Source organism: Microlunatus aurantiacus (assembly GCF_039536605.1).
GTDB classification, from domain to species: Bacteria; Actinomycetota; Actinomycetes; order Propionibacteriales; family Propionibacteriaceae; genus Microlunatus; species Microlunatus aurantiacus.
In genome coordinates, this window is the sequence record NZ_BAAAYX010000009.1 from 276460 (window position 1) to 295196 (window position 18737).

The 18737-nt window shown below is 69.7% G+C and carries 19 protein-coding genes and 1 pseudogene; 12 read left to right on the plus strand and 8 right to left on the minus strand.

Annotated elements, in window-relative coordinates; genetic code table 11:
* Positions 1-236 precede the first annotated feature (236 nt).
* The gene (locus ABD714_RS12845) at positions 237-1268 is read left to right on the plus strand and encodes a LacI family DNA-binding transcriptional regulator (protein WP_344812750.1); all 1032 of its coding nucleotides are present in this window, start codon (positions 237-239) and stop codon (positions 1266-1268) included.
* A 262-nt stretch (positions 1269-1530) separates the two neighbouring features.
* Here ABD714_RS12845 and ABD714_RS23080 read toward each other — a convergent pair.
* Together ABD714_RS23080 and ABD714_RS12850 are read right to left on the minus strand one after the other, a co-directional pair.
* A pseudogene (locus ABD714_RS23080) lies at positions 1531-1962 on the minus strand (GNAT family N-acetyltransferase); the annotation flags it as partial.
* A gap of 84 nt (positions 1963-2046) precedes the next feature.
* Entirely contained in the window at positions 2047-2658 is a 612-nt protein-coding gene (locus ABD714_RS12850) for a DUF6197 family protein (RefSeq protein ID WP_344812751.1), read from the minus strand.
* A gap of 115 nt (positions 2659-2773) precedes the next feature.
* On the opposite strand from ABD714_RS12850, the gene ABD714_RS12855 reads away from it, so the two are divergent.
* Positions 2774-3781, plus strand: coding sequence for a DNA topoisomerase IB (locus ABD714_RS12855; RefSeq protein WP_344812752.1), 1008 nt, complete (start codon positions 2774-2776; stop codon positions 3779-3781).
* Here ABD714_RS12855 and ABD714_RS12860 read toward each other — a convergent pair.
* On the minus strand, positions 3762-4085 hold the full coding sequence (locus tag ABD714_RS12860) for a hypothetical protein (RefSeq protein WP_344812753.1): 324 nt from the start codon (positions 4083-4085) through the stop codon (positions 3762-3764). The two genes, ABD714_RS12855 and ABD714_RS12860, sit on opposite strands and share 20 nt — an antisense overlap.
* Positions 4086-4267: 182 nt before the next feature.
* On the opposite strand from ABD714_RS12860, the gene ABD714_RS12865 reads away from it, so the two are divergent.
* On the plus strand, positions 4268-4579 hold the full coding sequence (locus ABD714_RS12865; protein WP_344812754.1) for a hypothetical protein: 312 nt from the start codon (positions 4268-4270) through the stop codon (positions 4577-4579).
* 1 nt (position 4580) lies between these two features.
* Here ABD714_RS12865 and ABD714_RS12870 read toward each other — a convergent pair whose 3' ends face one another.
* Positions 4581-5720, minus strand: a complete 1140-nt coding sequence (locus tag ABD714_RS12870) for a hypothetical protein (RefSeq protein ID WP_344812755.1) — start codon at positions 5718-5720, stop codon at positions 4581-4583.
* A gap of 175 nt (positions 5721-5895) precedes the next feature.
* Between ABD714_RS12870 and ABD714_RS12875 the strand changes: the two genes are divergently transcribed.
* The 6 genes from ABD714_RS12875 to ABD714_RS12900 all read left to right on the plus strand — a co-directional run bounded on the left by ABD714_RS12875 (position 5896) and on the right by ABD714_RS12900 (position 11117).
* Positions 5896-6267 (plus strand): YciI family protein, encoded by a 372-nt coding sequence (locus ABD714_RS12875; RefSeq protein WP_344812756.1) that lies wholly within the window; start codon positions 5896-5898, stop codon positions 6265-6267.
* A gap of 14 nt (positions 6268-6281) precedes the next feature.
* Complete coding sequence (locus ABD714_RS12880; RefSeq protein ID WP_344812757.1) at positions 6282-7544, plus strand: RNA polymerase sigma factor; 1263 nt, start codon at positions 6282-6284, stop codon at positions 7542-7544.
* A gap of 199 nt (positions 7545-7743) precedes the next feature.
* Positions 7744-8676, plus strand: coding sequence for an ABC transporter ATP-binding protein (locus ABD714_RS12885; RefSeq protein ID WP_344812758.1), 933 nt, complete (start codon positions 7744-7746; stop codon positions 8674-8676).
* Positions 8673-9386, plus strand: a complete 714-nt coding sequence (locus ABD714_RS12890; RefSeq protein WP_344812759.1) for an ABC transporter permease — start codon at positions 8673-8675, stop codon at positions 9384-9386. The genes ABD714_RS12885 and ABD714_RS12890 overlap by 4 nt, the downstream gene beginning before the upstream one ends.
* The gene (locus ABD714_RS12895; RefSeq protein ID WP_344812760.1) at positions 9383-10138 is read left to right on the plus strand and encodes an ABC transporter permease; all 756 of its coding nucleotides are present in this window, start codon (positions 9383-9385) and stop codon (positions 10136-10138) included. The genes ABD714_RS12890 and ABD714_RS12895 overlap by 4 nt, the downstream gene beginning before the upstream one ends.
* 16 nt (positions 10139-10154) lie before the next feature.
* On the plus strand, positions 10155-11117 hold the full coding sequence (locus ABD714_RS12900) for an ABC transporter substrate-binding protein (RefSeq protein ID WP_344812761.1): 963 nt from the start codon (positions 10155-10157) through the stop codon (positions 11115-11117).
* Positions 11118-11230: 113 nt separating this feature from the next.
* On the opposite strand, the gene ABD714_RS12905 is transcribed toward ABD714_RS12900, so the two are convergent.
* The 4 genes from ABD714_RS12905 to ABD714_RS12920 all read right to left on the minus strand — a co-directional run bounded on the left by ABD714_RS12905 (position 11231) and on the right by ABD714_RS12920 (position 14101).
* On the minus strand, positions 11231-11632 hold the full coding sequence (locus tag ABD714_RS12905; RefSeq protein WP_344812762.1) for a DUF6855 family protein: 402 nt from the start codon (positions 11630-11632) through the stop codon (positions 11231-11233).
* 34 nt (positions 11633-11666) lie between these two features.
* Positions 11667-11984: a PAAR domain-containing protein gene (locus tag ABD714_RS12910; RefSeq protein WP_344812763.1), complete on the minus strand. Its 318-nt coding sequence runs from the start codon at positions 11982-11984 to the stop codon at positions 11667-11669.
* A 196-nt stretch (positions 11985-12180) separates the two neighbouring features.
* On the minus strand, positions 12181-13350 hold the full coding sequence (locus ABD714_RS12915) for an MFS transporter (RefSeq protein WP_344812764.1): 1170 nt from the start codon (positions 13348-13350) through the stop codon (positions 12181-12183).
* A gap of 73 nt (positions 13351-13423) precedes the next feature.
* On the minus strand, positions 13424-14101 hold the full coding sequence (locus tag ABD714_RS12920; protein WP_344812765.1) for a cyclophilin-like fold protein: 678 nt from the start codon (positions 14099-14101) through the stop codon (positions 13424-13426).
* Between the two features lie 152 nt (positions 14102-14253).
* Between ABD714_RS12920 and ABD714_RS12925 the strand changes: the two genes are divergently transcribed.
* The 3 genes from ABD714_RS12925 to ABD714_RS12935 all read left to right on the plus strand — a co-directional run bounded on the left by ABD714_RS12925 (position 14254) and on the right by ABD714_RS12935 (position 18501).
* Entirely contained in the window at positions 14254-15183 is a 930-nt protein-coding gene (locus tag ABD714_RS12925; RefSeq protein WP_344812766.1) for a helix-turn-helix transcriptional regulator, read from the plus strand.
* 26 nt (positions 15184-15209) lie between these two features.
* Complete coding sequence (locus tag ABD714_RS12930; RefSeq protein ID WP_344812767.1) at positions 15210-16202, plus strand: aldo/keto reductase; 993 nt, start codon at positions 15210-15212, stop codon at positions 16200-16202.
* A 517-nt stretch (positions 16203-16719) separates the two neighbouring features.
* The gene (locus ABD714_RS12935; RefSeq protein ID WP_344812768.1) at positions 16720-18501 is read left to right on the plus strand and encodes an ATP-binding protein; all 1782 of its coding nucleotides are present in this window, start codon (positions 16720-16722) and stop codon (positions 18499-18501) included.
* Positions 18502-18737: the final 236 nt, after the last annotated feature.

Here is an 18737-nt window from a genome sequence, read left to right on the forward strand (position 1 = left end):
ATCAGCTCCTTTGCTGGGATGGGTCGACCCGGTCCGAATCAAAGCGGTTAACCGCTGCCTGACGAGGGACGACGAAGACTTGTGGAGGAGGCGGTAAAGCGATTAACTACCGCTTGGTGCAGGAGTCTGTAGCCTCCGTGCAGGAACTGTCAAGGCCCCTGTTGCCGACACCGGCCGATCGACGGCCAGAATTCACCCGGAACGGTCGAGAGACCGGTCTGTCGAGAGGACGGACCATGCCCACGATGCGCGACGTCGCCGATCACGCCGGCGTCTCGATCGCCACGGTCTCCTTCGTGGTGAACAACACCAAGCCGGTCACAGCGGCGACCCGGAGCCGGATCGAGGCCTCGATGAAGGCGCTCGGCTACCGGCCGAACGCGGTGGCCCGTGCGCTGGCCAGCCGCCGGACGCGGATCCTGGCGCTGGCCTACCCGATGCTGGACCACCGGCTGGGCGGCTCCGGGATGGAGTTCATGATCGCCGCGGCCCGCACGGCCAGCACGTACGGCTACCACCTGATGATGTGGCCGGGAGCCAACGACGGCCGGGAGCTGACCGAGCTGGTCGGGCAGCAGCTGGTCGACGGGGTGATCTTGATGGAGGTCCAGCTCGACGACCCGCGGGTGGCGGCGCTCAAGGCCACGGCGACGCCGTACGCGCTGATCGGCCGGACCGCGGACCCCTCGGACAGCCTGCACGTGGACATCGACTTCGAGCAGTCCACCAGCGGGGCCGTCCAGCACCTGCACGACCTCGGGCACCGCCACATCGTGTTCGTCACCGGCACCCAGGACCGGGAGAGCTACTACAACTACGGCCCGTACGTGCGCACCGAGCGCGCCTTCCGGGACGTGACCGCGCGCCTCGGGGTCGCACCGGTGATCATCGAGTCCGGCCAGGACACGACCGCCGGCCGGGACCTCGCCCACCGCCTGTTCACCGAGTGCCCCGACACCACGGCCGTCCTGGTGCTGAACGAGTTCGCCGCCATCGGTCTGCTGACCGGGGTGATCCACCGCGGCGTCCGGGTGCCCGAGGACGTCTCCATCATGTCGATGCTGACCTCGGACGAGATGGCCACCTACACCCAGCCCTCGTTGACCATCATGCGCTCGCCGGGCACCGCGCTGGGCGAGCTGGCCGTCCACCAGCTGGTGCAGCGGATGACCAAGGGCACCGTTCCGGATCCGGTCCTGCTGCCCTCGACCCTGGTGCCCGCGGAGTCGACCGCGCCGCCGCCCGCGATCCCGTACGGGCGCCGCTGAGCGAGGCTGTCAGCGGGCGGTGCCCACGGGGATGCTGCACACCGGGGCGCTGTGCAGCGGGAGGCCGCACCGGTATCGCGTCAGGCGAGCGGCCGGCGGACCACGGCCCGACCGAAGGCCGTCGGCGAGTCCCGGTGGCGGGCGACCACCGAGAAGCCGGCCCCCTCGAACAACCGCACCGTGCCGTGCCGTGCGCCGTACCCGGTCGCTTCTGCCCCTCCGTGTCGACCGGGTAGCCCTCGAGGGCCGCGATCTCGTGGCCCGACGCCCAGTCCACGACCGCGGCGAGCAGCGCCGTGGCCACGCCACGGCGACGCGCCCGGGTGGCGATCACGAAGCAGACGACGGACCACAGCGGACCGTCGACCGCCGGCAGCTGTGACCCGGTCGCGGTCAGCAGCCGGGTGTGGTCCAGCCGCGGGAAGTCGGTGCGGGGACCGATGCTCACCCACCCCACCGGACCGTGATCGTCCAGGGCGATCTGCCCGGCCTTGGCCCCCGAGCGGTGAGCCGACCGGATGGCTTCGACGTGCACGTCACGGCGGGAGCCGGCATCGGCGGCGTCGAACGCCGCCGAGCTCATCCGCAGGAAGGCGCACTGGCAGTTCCTCGGGTCGCCCCGGGTGAACAGCTCGTCCAGGGCGGGAAGGTGGCCCGGGGTGACCGGCTCGATCCGGAGCCCGCCGAGTGCCATGGACGACACCCTAAGCACCCGGGTGTCGGCGGGACAGCCAGAGGTCGCGTCCGCCCGCCGGCGAGCCGACCCTCGCCGACGGGCTCAGGAGGCGCTGCGTTCGCGGACGGCACCGACGATGGTGCGGGAGATGGCCCGATCGACCAGGTCGAGGACGTCGGCCTGGGTCCGCTCGGGCGCGTCGTTCCAGGCGGTCAGACTGCGCAGTCGGGCCCGCCGCTGCGTCATCGGGTAGGCCCGACCCGGCGGGTAGGAGTCGTGGCCCAGCCGTTCGTGCATCGCCTCGCGCAGCTCGTCGGTCGCCCGCCACACGTCGGCGGTGGTCGGCACCCGGTCGGGGTCGTCGGCCAGCCGGATCATGATCCCCACCAGGCAGCCGCCGGCCACCTGGGCGCGCGGGGACCGGAGCGCGAACGACTCGGCCAGACTCGCCGCCCGGACCGTCCCGTTCGGCTCCCGGACGGTGAACCACGCCCCGCCGCCGCACCAGCCGCCGGCCGCGACCACCGCACGGGTCTCCTCCAGCAGGTCCCGGACCCGACCCAGCTGACGCAGCCACGCCTCCCGATCCGAGTCGGGCGCATCGGGGCCGTAGTCGGGCGCCCGTTCGTACGCCTCCGGGGTGAGCGCCTCCCGCACCCGCAGCAGCAGCGCGCGCCAGCTGGTCGCCGTGGGCCGTCGGTCCGTGTCCACCATGGGTTCCCCCTCGAGCGCGGGTCGTGGGTCCGAGCATGCGCCTGCCGGACCGCCCCGGGCAAGAGCCGACGGCAATCTGTCGGTTTACAGCGTCAACAGAGGGTAGAACTGGCTCATGGTGCGTCTGCGGACCGTCTCCCCGTCCGATCCGGGCTGGACCCGGCGACGGGTCGGACGTGGCTTCTCCTATCTCGACCACCTCGGCGTCCGGCTGGGCCCGGACGAGCGCGAGCGCTGCCTGCAGCTGGTCATCCCGCCGGCCTGGGAGGAGGTGTGGATCTGCCAGCACCCCAACGGGCACCTGCAGGCCGTCGGCACCGACGACGCCGGCCGGCGGCAGTACCTCTACCACCCCGAGTGGCGCCGCAAGCGGGACGAGTCCAAGCACGATCGGGTGCTCCAGGTGGCCAGCCGGCTCCCCCGCGCCCGCCGCCGGGTCGCCGTCCACCTGCAGCAGGAGGGGATGTCGTACGAGCGCGCGCTGGCCACCGCGTTCCGGCTGCTGGATCTCGGGTTCTTCCGGATCGGCGGCGAGGCCTACGCCGAGAGCCACCACTCGTACGGTCTGGCCACGATCCGCAAGGAGCACGTGACGCTGGAGAACGGGACCGTGGTGTTCGACTTCATCGCCAAGTCCGGGCAGGAGCGGTACGTGGCGCTGGCCGACGACCTGGTCCGCCGCTCCGTGGCCGACCTGCTCCGGCGACGCGGCGGCGGGCCGGAGCTGCTGGCCTACAAGGACGGGCGGCAGTGGAAGGACGTCACCTCCAGCGACATCAACGCCTACATCAAGGAGCAGGTCGGCGGCGAGGTGTCGGCCAAGGACTTCCGCACCTGGCACGGCACCGTGATCGCCGCGGTGGCGCTGGCCGGGGCCAATGCCGACGCCACCACCCCGTCCAAGCGCAAGCGGGCGGTCAGCGCGGCCATGAAGCAGGTGTCGTCCTACCTGGGCAACACCCCGACGGTGGCTCGCGCCTCCTACGTGGACCCGCGGGTGATCGACCTGTTCTCCGACGGGGTGACCATCTCGCCCCGGCTGGCCACGTTGGACGACGACCTCTCCGACGGCCGCACCCATGGTCGGGTGGAGAAGGCCGTGCTCAACCTGCTGAAGATCTGAGGTCGGCGAGGAAGCCCTGCCACCGTCGACGTCGTTCGGCGTCGGACTGCTCCCACCACGGGGTGCCTCGCTCCCCCAGGGCCACCTTGGCGGCCTGCACCCGCGCGCGGGCTGCCCGTTCGGCCTCGGCGTCCCCGGCCCTGAGGGCCGCCCCCACCGCGCGACGGGCGGCCATCAGCGCCCGGCGCAGCTCCGCTGCCTCGGCCTCGGGGATGTCGGGGTCGGTCGCGCTCCTGCGTCGTCCGTCGATCACCACGTAGCGGCCGTCGTCGGTCTGCTCGGGACCCGCGTGCTCCTTCGTCACGCGGGGCACTCCGCCGCCGCCGGCGACCCGGTCGGTCGGTCGGCCGGCCGTCTGCGGGCGGGACGGTCCAGCTGACGTGTCGGCCAGCCCAGCTGACGCGGTGTCCAGGAGTCCAGCCGACGCCGTGTCCAGCAGTCCGGCTGACGCCGTGTCGATGAGGTGGCCCCGCGTAGGGTCACCGGGTGACTGACACCCCGCAGGCCGACGACCGCACCGACGACGTCCAGCCCCCCGAGCCGATCGGCGTCCGGAACAACCCGGAGTCCCGCGCTGCCGACGCCCAGACCACCAGCCGGGTGGCCCGGGCCAGCGACGGTGGCGCACCGCCCCGGGAGGCCCCGGCCGCCGGCGAGCTCCCCGAGACTGAGGACGGCGGCGCCGCCAGCGGCAACCCCGTGGCCGGCGTCACGATCAGCGAGGACGACCTCGAGGACGCGGTCTCGGGCGACACCGGCCCCACCGGCGACGAGGGCCCAGCGGTCGGGCACGCCTGACCTACCCGTCGCCGTCGTCGGCGTTGATCTCGGCCACATCCCGGACGTACGCGGCCCGGTGGTGCGCGATCGCGGCCAGCGCCTCGTCGGTGTCGTCGGCGGGCACCCCCCGCCGCGCGTGCGCCCAGCGCACGTACGGACCGAGCAGCCCGGGCAGTCCGAGCAGCTGGTCGAGGTCGTGGTGCAGCCTGGTCGACCACAGGTAGCCCAGGCCGATCTCCAGCCGGACCGCGCTGAGCAGCTGCGGGTCGCCGGCCGTCTCCTCGGCGAGGGTGGACAGGGCGTCGACGAGCACGTCCCGAGCGTCCGCGACGCCGACACCGGTCGGTGAGGCGGCGAACTCGGCCACCAGCGCCTCGACGTCCTCGCGCCGCCACACCGGCCGTGACCAGGCGCTGCCGCCGGCCGGGCAGAGCCGGCTGACCCACTCGAGCAGCGGCCGGGCCTGCGGCCAGCTGTCCGACTCGAACGGCGGCTCGGTCGCGCGCCCGATCCGCATCCCCTCGGTCAACCAGGCCGCGGCGTCGGCCGGTTCCAGGGCCCACGCCTCCATCCCGGTCTCCCCGCTGGCACTCAGCGCCTCCTGCACGGCGGCGAGGGGGGCCGGCACGACGAAGCCGTCCTTCACGGCGCCGTCGGCGTTGAAGTCGATCAACGCGATCACCGACAGGTCGGCGTCACCCACCCGTACGGCCACGACCACGTCGGTGGAGTCACGGAGCGGGTCGGTGGTCTGCCAGGCCTCCACGATCTCCGGCGAGTCCAGCGGCACCAGCCAGTCCGGCACCGTCCCGGGGGCGATGACGCCGTCCACCTCACCCCGGAGCCCGGTGTCGGGCAGCAACCGGGAGACCGTCCAGGCCAGGGCGTGCAGCCTCGCGTCCCGTGACTCCAGGAACATCCGGACGAACCCGTCCGGGGACGGCAGCTCCTCCGTCGGCCCCTGCGGGTCGGCGTCGAGGCCCGCGATCAGCGCACTGGCCAGCATGACGATGTCGATCGGGTGGCCGGACTCGAGCGCGCTGGCGACCTCCTCCTCCAGGGCCGGGGCCGCCTCCGCCTGGGCGCGGGCCTGCTCCTCGGCGCGCTTGCGCGGGTCGCCGCTGTGTCCGTGACGGGGGGAGCTCTTGCGCTTGGCCATGGCCGGTGAGCGTACCCGGATCGGCACCCTTCCCCACCTGACCGAGCCGGGGACGCCGGCACCCCGGTGCAGTCGGAGCCCGATTTCCGATCTCCTCGTACGACGATGTCGATTTCCGCTCCTCCCGCGCGTAGGAGCGGTGACAGAATCACCCCAGAGGCGAGGAGCCACCACCGTGAAGTACGTGCTGATGTACACCAACCGCCCCGACCTCGACGCGGCCGTGCCGCCCGAGCGCCACGAGGAGGTCTACCGCGCGGTCTACGCCTGGTTCGGCCAGAACGAGGCCGCCTTCGTCGACGGCGGGGCGGAGCTGCTCGGCCCGGAGACGGCCACCACCGTCCACCACGGGGAGAGCGGCCACCGGGTCGTCGTCGACGGGCCCTTCACCGAGGCCAAGGAGAACATCGGGGGATTCAGCATCATCGACGTGCCCGACATCGACGCGGCGATCGCGCTGGTGAGGACCTGGCCGATGCTGGAGCTGCCGGGCAACTCGGTGGAGATCCGCCCGATGGTCGTCGACTACAGCCACCTCGAGAGCTGAGCAGTCGCCGACCCGTGAGCGAGGAACCCGTCCCGGACGCGACGCTGGCGCAGGTCGTCCGGGACGAGTCCGGTCTGATCGTCGCCGCCCTGTACCGGCGGATCGGTGACTTCGACGTCGCCGAAGAGGCCGTGCAGGAGGCGGTGACCGCCGCTCTGAGCAGCTGGCGCCGCGACGGGATCCCTGCCAACCCCGGGGCCTGGCTCGCGCTGACCGCCCGGCGTCGGGCGGTCGACCGGCTCCGGCGGTCGGTGCGCGAGGAGAAGGCCGTCGCCAGTCTCTCCTTCGCCGACAGCCGGGCGGCCCTGCTGGCGGAGTCCGACGCCGACCCGGCCGGCCGGCTCACCGAGAACGGCGCCTCGGCGGACGGCGCTGACGAGCGGATCCCGATGCTGTTCGGCTGCTGCCACCCGGCGCTGGCGGTGGAGGCGCAGCTGGCGCTGATGCTGCGGGCCGTCGTCGGTCTGACCACCGCGCAGATCGCCCGGGCGTTCCTGGTGCCCGAGGCCACGCTGGCGCAACGGCTGGTGCGGGCCAAGCGCAAGATCGCCGCCGTCGGGATCGAGTTCGCCGTCCCCACCGGGTCGGAGCGCGCCGGCCGGTTGGATGCGGTGCTGACGGCGATCTACCTGACCTACAACGCCGGCTACCTGTCGCCCGAGGACCCCGGTCTGGCCGACGACGCCGTCTGGCTGGCCGAGCTGGTCGCCCGGTCCCTGCCCGAGGAGCCGGAGGCGTGGGGGCTGCTGGCCCTGGTGACCGGCCTGTCCGCCCGGGCCCGTACGCGCTGGGACGACGGCGGCGGCCTGGTGCTGCTGGCCGAGCAGGACCGACAGCGGTGGGACCGGGTCGCCCTGGCCCGGGCGGAGGACCACCTGCAGAGGTCCGCCGCGTTCCGACGTCCCGGCCGGTTCCAGCTGGAAGCGGCGATCGCCGCGTGCCACGCCGACGCGGCGCGGTGGGAGGACACCGACTGGCTGCAGATCCTCACCCTGTACGACCTGCTGCTCACCCATGACCCGTCGCCGGTGGTCCGGCTGAACCACGCCATCGCCCTGGCCCAGGTCCGCGGTCCCGCGCCCGCTCTGGACGAGCTGGACGCCCTCGCCGACCGGCTGGCCGGCTACCACCTGCTGCACGCCACCCGGGCCCAGCTGCTCGATCAGCTCGGCGACCACGAGGCGGCGCGGAGCGCGAACCGGCGGGCCCTGGAGCTCACCGACAACCCTGTCGAGCAGCACCTGCTGCAGAGCCGGATCGACCGTCTCGGCCGGTGACGGGCAGGTCTGCCGGACCGGGCAAGGGACCCGAGGGAGGCCCCGGAGGACGCCCTTCTTCCCGCCGGGGAGCATCCAGGGCCCGGCTGCGGCCTGAAGAACTCCTGAGCCACGGGTTAGGCTCGTTCCCGTTCTACCTGTGCACCCGTCCCTGTTCGCCCCTGTCACTGCCTGACTCTTACGGAATGAGCCGTCGTCCATGATCGAGTTCCGCGGCGTCAGCAAGACGTTCCCCGACGGCACCACAGCCGTCGACGACTTCAGCTTCGTCCTCCCGTCCCACCAGACCACCGTGCTGGTCGGGTCGTCTGGTTGCGGCAAGACCACGCTGCTGCGGATGATCAACCGGATGGTCGAACCCTCGTCGGGGCAGGTGCTGATCGACGACGTGGACGTGGCCGGTCAGGACAAGGTGCAGCTGCGCCGCAGCATCGGCTACGTGCTCCAGGCAGCCGGCCTGTTGCCGCACCGCACTGTCGTCGACAACGTGGCCACCGTCCCGATCCTCAACGGCGTGGGCAAGGCGGAGGCGCGGGCAGCGGCGATGGAGCTGCTGGACAAGGTGGGTCTGGACCGGGCCCTCGCCCAGCGCTACCCCCGCCAGCTCTCCGGCGGTCAGCAGCAGCGCGTCGGCGTGGCCCGGGCCCTGGCCAGCGACCCGAACATCCTGCTCATGGACGAGCCGTTCGGTGCGGTGGACCCGATCGTGCGGGCCGACCTCCAGAACGAGCTGAACCGGCTGCAACGCGAGCTCGGCAAGACCATCGTGTTCGTCACCCACGACATCGACGAGGCGTTCACCCTCGCCGACCAGGTGCTGATCCTGAAGAAGGGCGGGGAGATCGCCCAGGCCGGCACCCCGGCCGAGATCCTCGCCGACCCCGCCGACGACTTCGTGGCCAGCTTCATCGGGGCCGACCGGGGGCAACGCGACCTCTATCTCCAGCAGCGTCGGGGCGACGGGGGGCTGACCCTGGTGGTCGACGCCGAGGGACGCCCGGTGGGCATCCTCGAGGGCGAGGCGGCCGCCCCGTCCGACCCGGCGACCTCGTCCGACCCGGCGACCTCGTCCGACCCGGCGACGTCGTCCGACACGGCGACGTCGTCCGACACGGGGGACGCACTCAGGTGAACTGGACACTGGCCAACCTCGAGCTGATCGGCACGCTGACCCTCAACCACGTCCGGTTGTCGATCATCCCGATCGTGGCCAGCTTCGTGCTGTCCATCCCGCTCGGGTGGTTGGCCAACCACAACCGGGTGCTGCGCTCGATCGTGATCACCGGCGGCAGCCTGCTCTACACGATCCCCTCGCTGCCGCTGTTCGTCATCCTGCCGTTGATCATCCCCACCCGGGTGCTGGACGAGACCAACCTGATCGTCGCCCTGACCATCTACGGCGTGGCGATCATGGCCCGGTCCGCCTCCGACGCCCTCGCCTCCGTGCAACCCACCACCCTGGACGCGTCGACAGCGATCGGCTTCTCGCCCCGGGGCCGTTTCCTGCGGGTGGAGCTGCCGCTCGCGGGCCCGGTGCTGCTGGCCGGCATCCGGGTCGTCTCGGTCAGCACCATCGCCCTCGTCTCGGTGGGGGTGATCATCGGCTCCGCCAACCTCGGCTACCTGTTCCAGAACGGCAAGCAGCGCGGCATCCTCGAGGAGGTCGTGGTGGGCATCGTGATCAGTCTGCTGCTGGCGCTGGTCTTCGACCTCATCATCGTGGCCCTCGGCCGGTTGCTGATGCCCTGGAACGACACCGGCGGTCTGCTGCCGTTCCGACGCCGCTCCGGGAAGGTGGCGGTGTCCCCGCTGGACGCAGCGGCCACGGGCGGTGCGCGATGAACCTGTTGCTGAGTGCGCTGGCCTGGATCGTCGACCCGGCGAACTGGGTCCCCGGCAGCCAGAGCCCGTTGCCCATCCAGGACCGCCTCGTGGAGCACCTGGTCTACACCGCGGTCGCCGTGGTCATCGCGGCCCTGATCGCCCTGCCGCTCGGCTTCTACATCGGTCACACCGGCAAGGGGCGGCAGTCGGTGATCGCCTTCACCGGGTCGATGCGGGCGCTGCCGACCCTGGGCGTGCTGTTCTTCCTGCTGATGGTGTTCGGCTACGTCATGTCCTACGACACCGCACCGATCGTCGGCGCCACCATCGCCTTCGTCATCCTGGCCATCCCGTCGATGCTGGCCGGCGCCTACTCCGGGCTGGAGTCGGTCGACCGCCAGACCATCGACGCGGCCCGGGCCAACGGGATGACCGAGTGGCAGATCCTCACCCAGGTGGAGATCCCGCTGGCCCTGCCGCTGATCATCGGCGGCGTCCGCGCCGCGGTGCTGCAGGTGGTGGCCACCGTGACGATCGCCTCGTACGCGGGGCTGGGTGGTCTCGGTCGCATCATCACCAGCGGCATCGGGCTCAACGACTACGACCTCATCCTCGGCGGGGCGATCCTGGTCACCGCCCTGGCGCTCGTCCTCGACGGGCTGTTCGCCCTCCTCCAACGCGCCACCGCCACCAAGGGCCTGGCCGACGACGCGGAACGACGCCGTCCACGACCTCCTCGCTCCACCACCAGCACGCTCACCAACGCGTGACACGAAGGGAAGCACCATGACCACCAACCACAAGCGGGGTCGACTCCGACTCGCCCGGATCACGGCGACCGCGACCGTCGTCGCCCTGCTCGCCGCCCTGACGGCCTGCGGATCGAGCGACCCGACCGCTCCCGCCTCGACCGCCCCCTCCGGCGGCGGCAACACGATCGTGGTCGGCTCCTTCGCCTTCCCCGAGAGCGAGATCCTGGGCGAGATCTATGCCCAGGCCCTCACCGCGAAGGGTGTCGAGGTCCAGACCAAGTTCAACATCGGTCCGCGTCAGCAGACCATCCCGGCGCTCCGCGACGGCTCGATCAACCTGATCCCGGAGTACAACGGGAACCTGCTCGCCTACTACGATCCCGAGTACACCCAGCGGACCACCGCCGACGTGGACGCCGCCCTCACCGACGCGGTGGCCAAGGACAAGCTGCGGGTGCTGAAGTCGGCGGCGGCGGAGGACAAGGACGCGTACGTGGTCAAGAAGAAGACCGCTACCGACAACGGCCTCACCTCGATCGGGGACCTGTCGAAGATCGTTCCGTTCAAGCTCGGCTCCAACCCGCAGTTCGGTGAGCTCGGCTACGGCATCCCCGGTCTGAAGAGCGTCTACAACGTCGGCACCAATGAGGGTGACGTCACCTTCGTGCCGATCGAGGACTTCGGCGGACCGGACACGGTCAAGGCGTTGGTGGACGACTCCGTCCAGGTGGCCGACATCTACACCACCTCCCCCGCCCTCGTGGCCGAGGACCTGGTGGTGCTCGAGGACCCGAAGAACATGATCTCGTCGCAGAACATCGTGCCGCTGGTCGCGGACTCGGCCTACACCGATCAGCTCGGCGAGATCCTGAACGCCGTGTCCGCCCAGCTCACCACCGAGGACCTGATCGCCCTGCGCGACCGGGTCGAGGGCAAGGAGAAGGCGTCGGCCAACGTGGCGGCCAAGGACTGGCTGACCCAGAAGGGTCTGATCTGACGCAGCAGTCCTGAGCGCGGGGTCGTGGGACGGTCGACAGACCGTTCCGCGGCCCTGCGGTCACGTTCAGGGACAGCGGCAGCGGCAGCGGCAGCGGCAGCGGCAGGCCGGCACTAGCCGATGGCGCGAACCCGGTTGTTGCGCGCCTCGTGGGTGAGCTCGACCAGGCCGAGGTGCTCCAGCAACGGCGGCAGGTACATGCCGAAGCGGCCGCGGTAGCCGTTGCGGAGGCCGTACCAGCCGCCGACCGGGTTCTCCGCCGAGCGGCCGAAGGCCTCGACCGTACCGTCCTTGGCCGGCTTCTTCTCGTCCGCGGCGCCGAGATCGACCCACTCGCCCTGGGCTCCGAGCCAGTCGTGCAGGTCCTGGATCGCCCGCCGCCGGTAGCTGAGCCGCGTGGCTCCCACCTGACAGATCAGCACGTCCTCGTCGGCCGGGTCGACGTACATCTCGTACGCCGACGTCCCCGGAGCTGTCGACAGCACCCAGGGATCGTCCTTGGTCCCCGCACCCATGCTCGACTCCTGTCCGACTCGGCCCTCGGGCCCGTCAACCGCCGATGATGACCGTAGGGCAGCCCGGCCCCGGCACGATGGGCGACCCGTGCAACGACAGGTCCGCGACCCGCGCGGCCGGGAAGCCCCCGATCAGGACCGTCAAGCTGCCCATCGCGATCCCGTTCGGCGCGGGACTGACGCAGACGATGCCACCCGGCACCGAGTTCGCCACGGCGGCGGGCAGGCCGCCGATCATCACCGTGGGCACGGCCGCACCGGGAGTGATCGGACCACCGACGTGCGGCTTCGGCCCGTCCATCAACGGACAGATCACCGTGTCACCGGCACGCAACGCAGGTCCGGTCGGCATCTGCTCACCCCGCCTCTGGTCGTGCGTGACCGTGCACCCGTCCCTGATCGTCCGGCTGACGCACCTGCCACCATCCCAGCCCCGTCGTCGGCGAGGCAAGGTCGTGGACGCGTCCGATCGGGACGTGCGCGCTGCCCCATCGGGCAGGTCGCCGTGGACGTGCCGTGGGCGGCCTGCCGGGCGACGGCACCTGGACCTACGTCGTCGGGTCGGCGCGGCCGGGGTAGATGGCGTTCCGGCAGCGCAGGACGACGAGGAGACCGAGGACGCCGAAGACGGTGATGGTGACGGGAAGGAGCAGGCCGCCCACGGTGGTCAGCACGACGGCGCCGAAGATCCCGGCGACGAAGATCGCCAGGTTGAAGGCGACGGGCAGGAACGAGTTGGCGACGTCGGCATCGTCACCGCTGACCGCGCTCAGGGGGCGCTGCAGCTGCGGCGACGCGCCGCCGAACGTCAGTCCCCAGAGGGCGATCGCGCAGTAGATCGCCGTGGGCGAGTGGGAGCCGAGGACCAGGACGACGCCGGCGATGCTGAAGCCGGCCAGGGAGGCCACGAGCAGGGCACGCGGATGGCGGTCGACGAGCGCCGCCGTGACCACGATGCCGGCGATCGAGGCGAGCCCGAAGACGACGAGCAGGACCTCGATGGCGACCCCGGAGCCGGCCGCGTTGAGGAACGGGGCGATGTAGGTGTAGGTGGTGGTGTTCCCGACCATCCAGGCGAAGATCACCAGCAGGACGGGCACGACTCCGGGGATGCGGATCACCCGCCCCAGGGGCATCCGCGCGGACGTCTGCTGACCGGGGGCGTCGGGCACGATGAGGACGGCCAGCGCCGCCACGACGGCGGTCAGGACAGCGAGACCGCCGAACGACCAGCGCCAGCCGAACGTCACCCCGAGCCAGGTCCCCAGGGGCGTCCCGAACGCGATACCGACCGGGGCTCCGGCGGCGACGAGGGACAGCGCCCGCCCGGCTGAGGCGGGCGGGGTGATCCGGACGGTGTAGCCGGCCAGCATCCCCCACAACATCCCCGAGAGGCCGCCGGCGACGAAGCGGGCGAGCAGGGACAAGGCGATGTGCGGGGACAGAGCGGCAGCGGTGTTCGCGAGCAGGAAAGCGGCGATCCCGATCAGGAACAGCGGCTTGCGCCGGAAGCGGCGGGTGAGCACGATCGCCGGGATGGTGACGACGACCGTGCCGAGGGCGTAGGCGCTGACGAGCTGGCCGACCAGGCCCTCGGACGTCTGCAGCCCGGAGGCGATCTGGGGCAGGATGCCGGCGGGCATCGTCTCGGTGGAGATGAGCAGGAACCCCAACAGGGCGAACACCAGCAGCGAGGGCAGCGGGAGCCGGTCGGGCAAGGGCCTGTCGGCCGTGCTCCGCCCGTCCGGCGACGGATCGGAAGAGGTGGGGCGGTGGCGGTCCGGGTGCATGTCAGGCGCGTTCCACGGTGACGCGGAGACCGTCGGACTCGGTGGCGATGGACTGGATGGGATCGTCGAAGCGGCCGATCCGGACGATGCCGTTGAAGTAGCCGACGTCGCCGTAGTAGAGGACGAGGTCGCGGCCGGGCGCGTAGTAACCGATCTCGTCGATCGTCGGGTCGGACCCGGCGGGGACGCCCTCGGTGGTCAGGGCCCGGGGCAGGGGCCCGGTCTTCTCGAGCCGGTGCAGATCGTCCATGGTCACGGTCAGCGGCAGCTGGTCGGCGAGGTCGTGAGCGGTCGGGTTGTCGTACAGCTCGGCGGTGAAGACCCGGTCGCCGACGGTGACCCGGATGGGGATGGCACCCGTCGCCGGACGCGTCGAGGTCGCCGGGCCCGTCGCGGTGGTCGGGCCCGTCGCGGTGGTCGGGCCCGTCGCGGTGGTCGGGGCCGTCGTGGGCGTGGCGACACCGGTCGACGGGTCCGGTGACCCCACGCTCGACACCGCCGGCGACGGCTGGCGGGTGTCATCGCCGGCAGCAGAGCCGGGTGCCGGCCGGCCGCCCGGGCCGCCCGGGCCGCCCGGGCCGGCGGCGCAGGCAGCGACAGAGGCGAGGACGACGGCGAGCCCGAGGGGCTGGATCCATCGCCGAGCGCGAAGGTGGCGGAGGTGCTGGGTGCCGATCATGAGGGCAACGCTAGGGAGAGGACGGCCGGCGAGGAACGCCCTGACGAGGGGTGTACTGCCAGTACGTCGCCCGGGGAGCGGAGGGGGTCCCTGCCCAGAGGGGTACTGACAGGGGATCCCTCCGACAGCCGTTTCCCCGTACCGTCGAGATCATGGACAACCGGGCCGAGGTGCGTGAGTTCCTGACCTCACGACGGGCGAAGATCACCCCGCAGCAGGCCGGCATGCCCGACATCGGCTCCCGCCGCGTGCCGGGCCTGCGCCGCGGCGAGGTCGCCGCCCTCGCGCGAGTCAGTGTGGAGTACTACGCGAAGGTCGAGCGCGGCGCTCTCGGTGGTGTCTCCGCCTCCGTGCTCGACGCCATCGCCCGCGCTCTGCAGCTCGACGACGCCGAGCGCGCGCACCTGTTCAATCTCGCCCGCGCCGCCGACGGATCCGGTGCCAGCATGCGGCAGCGTCGACGGACCGGCAGGCGGTGGACGCCGCGGCCGAGTCTGACCTGGGTGTTGGACACGATCGCCGCCCCGGCCATCGTCCGCAACGGCCGGATGGATCTGCTGGCCACCAACCACAGCGGCCGGGCCATGCACACCGCCGTGTACGCCAGCGCCACCGACGCACCGCCGAACTTCGCCCGCTTCACCTTCCTCGATCCGGACGCCCGCGACTTCTACCCCCGCTGGGAGGTCGCGGCCGACACGTGTGTCGCCATCCTGCGCACCGAGGCCGGACGCGATCCGCACGACAAGGATTTGCACGACCTGGTCGGTGAGCTGTCCACCCGCAGCAGCGACTTCCGGCGCCGCTGGAGCAGTCACGACGTCCGTCTCCACGGCGCCGGCAGCAAGCTGTTCCACCATCCCGTGGTCGGTGAGCTCGACCTCTCCTACGAGAGCGTCGACATGATCACCGACCCCGGACTCACCCTCACGATCTACGCCGCCGAGCCGGGTTCACCCACCGCGCACGCGCTCGACCTGCTGGCCTCCTGGTGGGCCACCGAGATCGCCGAGACGGCCGCGACGACCGCGAACCCGAACCCGACCGACGACATCCCTCACCACCGCATCCCCACCAGCTAGTCCCCCACCGAACGAAGGAGAAGAACGTGCAGAAGCGACCACTGGGCACCAGCGGGCTGGAGGTCTCGGCCATCGGACTGGGCTGCATGACCATGACCGGCGGCTACAGCACGACCCCGGACCGGCAGGAGATGATCAGCCTGCTCCACCAGGCCGTCGATCTCGGCGTCACGTTCTTCGACACCGCTGAGATCTACGGGTTCCACGCGAACGAGGAGCTGGTCGGCGACGCACTGGCCCCGTACGGCGATCAGGTGGTGATCGCCACCAAGTTCGCCCAGGACATCGACCCCGTCGAGCGCAAGCCGCGTGACCGGATGCTGGGGCCGTCGGAGATCGCCGGCGCCGTGGAAGGGTCGCTGCAGCGGCTCGGGCTGGAGGTGATCGACCTCTACTACCAGCACCGGGTCAACCCCGACGTCCCGATCGAGGAGATGGCCGGCGCGGTCAAGGACCTGGTCGACGCCGGCAAGGTGCGGCACTTCGGCATGTCGGAAGCCGCGGCTGACACCATCCGGCGGGCCCACGCCGTCCAGCCGGTCGCCGCCGTCCAGAGCGAGTACAACCTGTGGTGGCGGCGGCCCGAGACCGACATCCTTACGGTCTGCGCCGAGCTCGGCATCGGCTTCGTCCCGTTCAGCCCCCTGGGCAAGGGGTTCCTGACCGGCACCGTGGACTCGTCGACCTCGTTCGCCGCCAACGACCTAAGGGCCCAGATCCCCCGCTTCGCCGGCGAGGCGCTCGAGCACAACCTGGCCCTGGTCGCCGAGGTCAAGGAGATCGCGCGCGCCAAGGGGACCACTCCGGGTCAGATCGCCCTCGCCTGGTTGCTGGCCCAGCAGCCGTGGATCGTGCCGATCCCCGGGACCACGAAGAGTCACCGCCTCGAGGAGAACCTCGCTGCGGCCGACGTCGTCCTGACCGAGACCGAGCTCACCCAGCTCGACGAGCTGTCGTCGAAGATCGACATCCAGGGTGGTCGCTACCCCGATGCGCTGGAGGCCCAGACCAACCTCTGACCAAGGTCGGTTCGGGAAGGGCTACCTCGGAGCACGCCGAGGTGGCTCCTCCGGCGGGGTTCGTCACCGACCGGGGTGGACATGCGGTGGGCCTGAGTGGACTTGAACCACGGACCTCTGCCTTATCAGGTGGACAAACTGGCCGACGACTAGGGGGATGGCGCTCAGATTGGTCTACCTGCATCCATCGCGAACCACGCAGATCCGAGACGTCTGTCACTCAGTTGGTCACGCAGTCTTAGGGAACGGATCAACTCGCTGATCCTTAGATCCAGGGCATCGGGTCCGGATCTGTGCGGGCTACGAGCGGATTGTGCGTTGAGGTCCGTCGATCATCATTCGTTAGGTCTCAGCATTGCTGTCAGCTGCGGCCCACTTGCTGAGGTCACGTGGTCCCAGCTGACGCCGCGTAGCGCCAGCGACAGCAGTCTGCTGGCGAGCCACTCGCATCGCGGCAACCACTCGGCCAGCATCATGATGATGAACATGATGCTGGCGTTATGAACATGATGCTGACATGATCGTGACCATGGTCACGGACAGTGAGTTGAAGGATCTCGTGTCTTCGCTTCAACGACTTAGCGGAGACATCGCGGAAGTCGAGGCTAAGAGAGCTTCGCGTGAGATGCACAAGAGCGTTCGAGCAACTCTGTCCGCTTTCTCGAATGCCACGGGCGGCACGCTCGTACTCGGCCTGGACGAAGCGCAGGGGTTCCAGATCGTAGGCGTAGACGACGCCAGCGCCATGGCAACGCGGCTTGCCAACCTGTGCTCAGATGAGATGGAACCGCAACTTAGGCCACTAATTCGCATCAATGAGATCGATGGTAGGGACTTAGTTGTAGCAGAGATTCCAGAGATCGACCGATCACTCAAGCCCTGTTTTTACAAGGGCGCCGGAATAACACAGGGCAGCTACATTCGCGTTCACGATGGTGACCGACGTCTATCGAGCTACGAAGTTCAGATGATGATCGCAAACCGAGGGCAGCCTCGCGATGACGAAGAACCGGTCCCATCCACGAATATTGAGCACCTTGACCAGCAGCTCGTAGCTTCCTATCTGTCTCGATTGCGGACGACGAGGACACGGGTATTCGACAGGATGTCCGACGGCGAGATTCTCGCGAAAACCGGCGTGCTTAGCCTTGACGGCAACGCCTGCACCCTTGGTGGGCTCCTAGCTCTTGGCATCTATCCTCAAGAATTCTTCCCCCAGTTGATGGCAACCTTCGTCCATTACCCCACTGTGGATGGAGGCTCTAGCCAAACCGGCGAGCGGTTCATTGACAACGCATCATTTGAAGGCTCGATACCACAGATTGTCAGCGATGCTTTGCTTGCAATTCGCCGGAATATGGCACGCCGTTCGACCGTAACTGGCGCCGGCAGACGTGACGCATGGGAGTACCCAGAAACCTCCCTGCGGGAATCAATCGTCAACGCACTTGTCCATAGAGATCTGTCTGTCGCATCTCGTGGGACCCAAGTACAGATCGAGATGTACCCCGACCGCCTGACGGTGCGCAACCCGGGCGGACTCTTCGGGCCCGTCACGCTCGACTCGATCGTCAGTGGCGGCGTGTCCTCTTCGAGGAACGCAAGGCTGCTTAGAATTCTTGAAGACGTCCCGATTCCGAACTCGAATGGGACGGTCTGCGAGAATCGCGGCTCTGGGATTCGCGAGATGATAAATTCACTTCGGGCAGCTGGAATGAGCCTCCCTGCGTTTGAAGACCGCATATCGAGTTTTAGCGTTGCGATCCCAAATCATGCCCTGCTGAGCGACGAGGTCGTGCAGTGGATTCGATCGCTCACTGCTGGGCAGCTCTCTGACAGTCAGTGCATCGGACTGGCGATGATGCGGGAGGGCCAGTCAATCGACAACGGGTCATATCGGTCAGCAACCGGAATCGATTCTCGGTTGGCCACGACCGAACTCCAGGATTTGGTCGAACGCGAACTGGCCGTTCAAGAAGGTGACCGGCGGTGGGCCCGTTATCACCTAAGCGTCGCTGCGCTTGCCAGTACTCAGGACTCGGCCTCATCTGCTTCTCGGCGTCCACCAGCAGATCGGCGAATGGAAATCCTCCGCGCGCTAGATGACAAAGAACTGTCCAGATCGGACATTGCAGCGCAAACTGGCCTGAGCGATCAGGTGGTGCGCAACTGGTTGAGGAGGCTCAGGCGCGATGGAGCAGTCACGCTGGCGGATCCGACCGTTAGCGCCCAAAGCAAGAACACGAAGTACCGTCGTACTAGCGGCGCGAGCGCTGATCAGGACACCCTTGAGTTCTAGGGGCAGTGCACTGCAAGCGAGGACACGGACCGTAGCGTCGGCGAGCGTAGCGAGCCGTCTTGATCCAGTAGAGCCAGATCCGCAGTGCTGAGTGTCCCTGACATTGATGGCTCTTCAGAATCGAGGGTGTAGTCGAGATCTGAATCCGCCGGCTTCGAGTAGGCATCTGGCGATGTAGTTGGTGAGGTTGCGGAACCCGAGAGCTGAGCCGCGGAGGTGTTCGAGCCGTCCGTTGA

Bases quoted from the DNA above. Each gene is read 5' to 3' on its own strand.
- ABD714_RS12845 (WP_344812750.1), top strand. From the start codon at position 237: ATGCCCACGATGCGCGACGTCGCCGATCACGCCGGCGTCTCGATCGCC.
- ABD714_RS12850 (WP_344812751.1), bottom strand. From the start codon at position 2,658: ATGGTGGACACGGACCGACGGCCCACGGCGACCAGCTGGCGCGCGCTG.
- ABD714_RS12855 (WP_344812752.1), top strand. From the start codon at position 2,774: ATGGTGCGTCTGCGGACCGTCTCCCCGTCCGATCCGGGCTGGACCCGG.
- ABD714_RS12870 (WP_344812755.1), bottom strand. From the start codon at position 5,720: ATGGCCAAGCGCAAGAGCTCCCCCCGTCACGGACACAGCGGCGACCCG.
- ABD714_RS12885 (WP_344812758.1), top strand. From the start codon at position 7,744: ATGATCGAGTTCCGCGGCGTCAGCAAGACGTTCCCCGACGGCACCACA.
- ABD714_RS12895 (WP_344812760.1), top strand. From the start codon at position 9,383: ATGAACCTGTTGCTGAGTGCGCTGGCCTGGATCGTCGACCCGGCGAAC.
- ABD714_RS12900 (WP_344812761.1), top strand. From the start codon at position 10,155: ATGACCACCAACCACAAGCGGGGTCGACTCCGACTCGCCCGGATCACG.
- ABD714_RS12905 (WP_344812762.1), bottom strand. From the start codon at position 11,632: ATGGGTGCGGGGACCAAGGACGATCCCTGGGTGCTGTCGACAGCTCCG.
- ABD714_RS12910 (WP_344812763.1), bottom strand. From the start codon at position 11,984: ATGCCGACCGGACCTGCGTTGCGTGCCGGTGACACGGTGATCTGTCCG.
- ABD714_RS12920 (WP_344812765.1), bottom strand. From the start codon at position 14,101: ATGATCGGCACCCAGCACCTCCGCCACCTTCGCGCTCGGCGATGGATC.
- ABD714_RS12925 (WP_344812766.1), top strand. From the start codon at position 14,254: ATGGACAACCGGGCCGAGGTGCGTGAGTTCCTGACCTCACGACGGGCG.
- ABD714_RS12935 (WP_344812768.1), top strand. From the start codon at position 16,720: ATGATCGTGACCATGGTCACGGACAGTGAGTTGAAGGATCTCGTGTCT.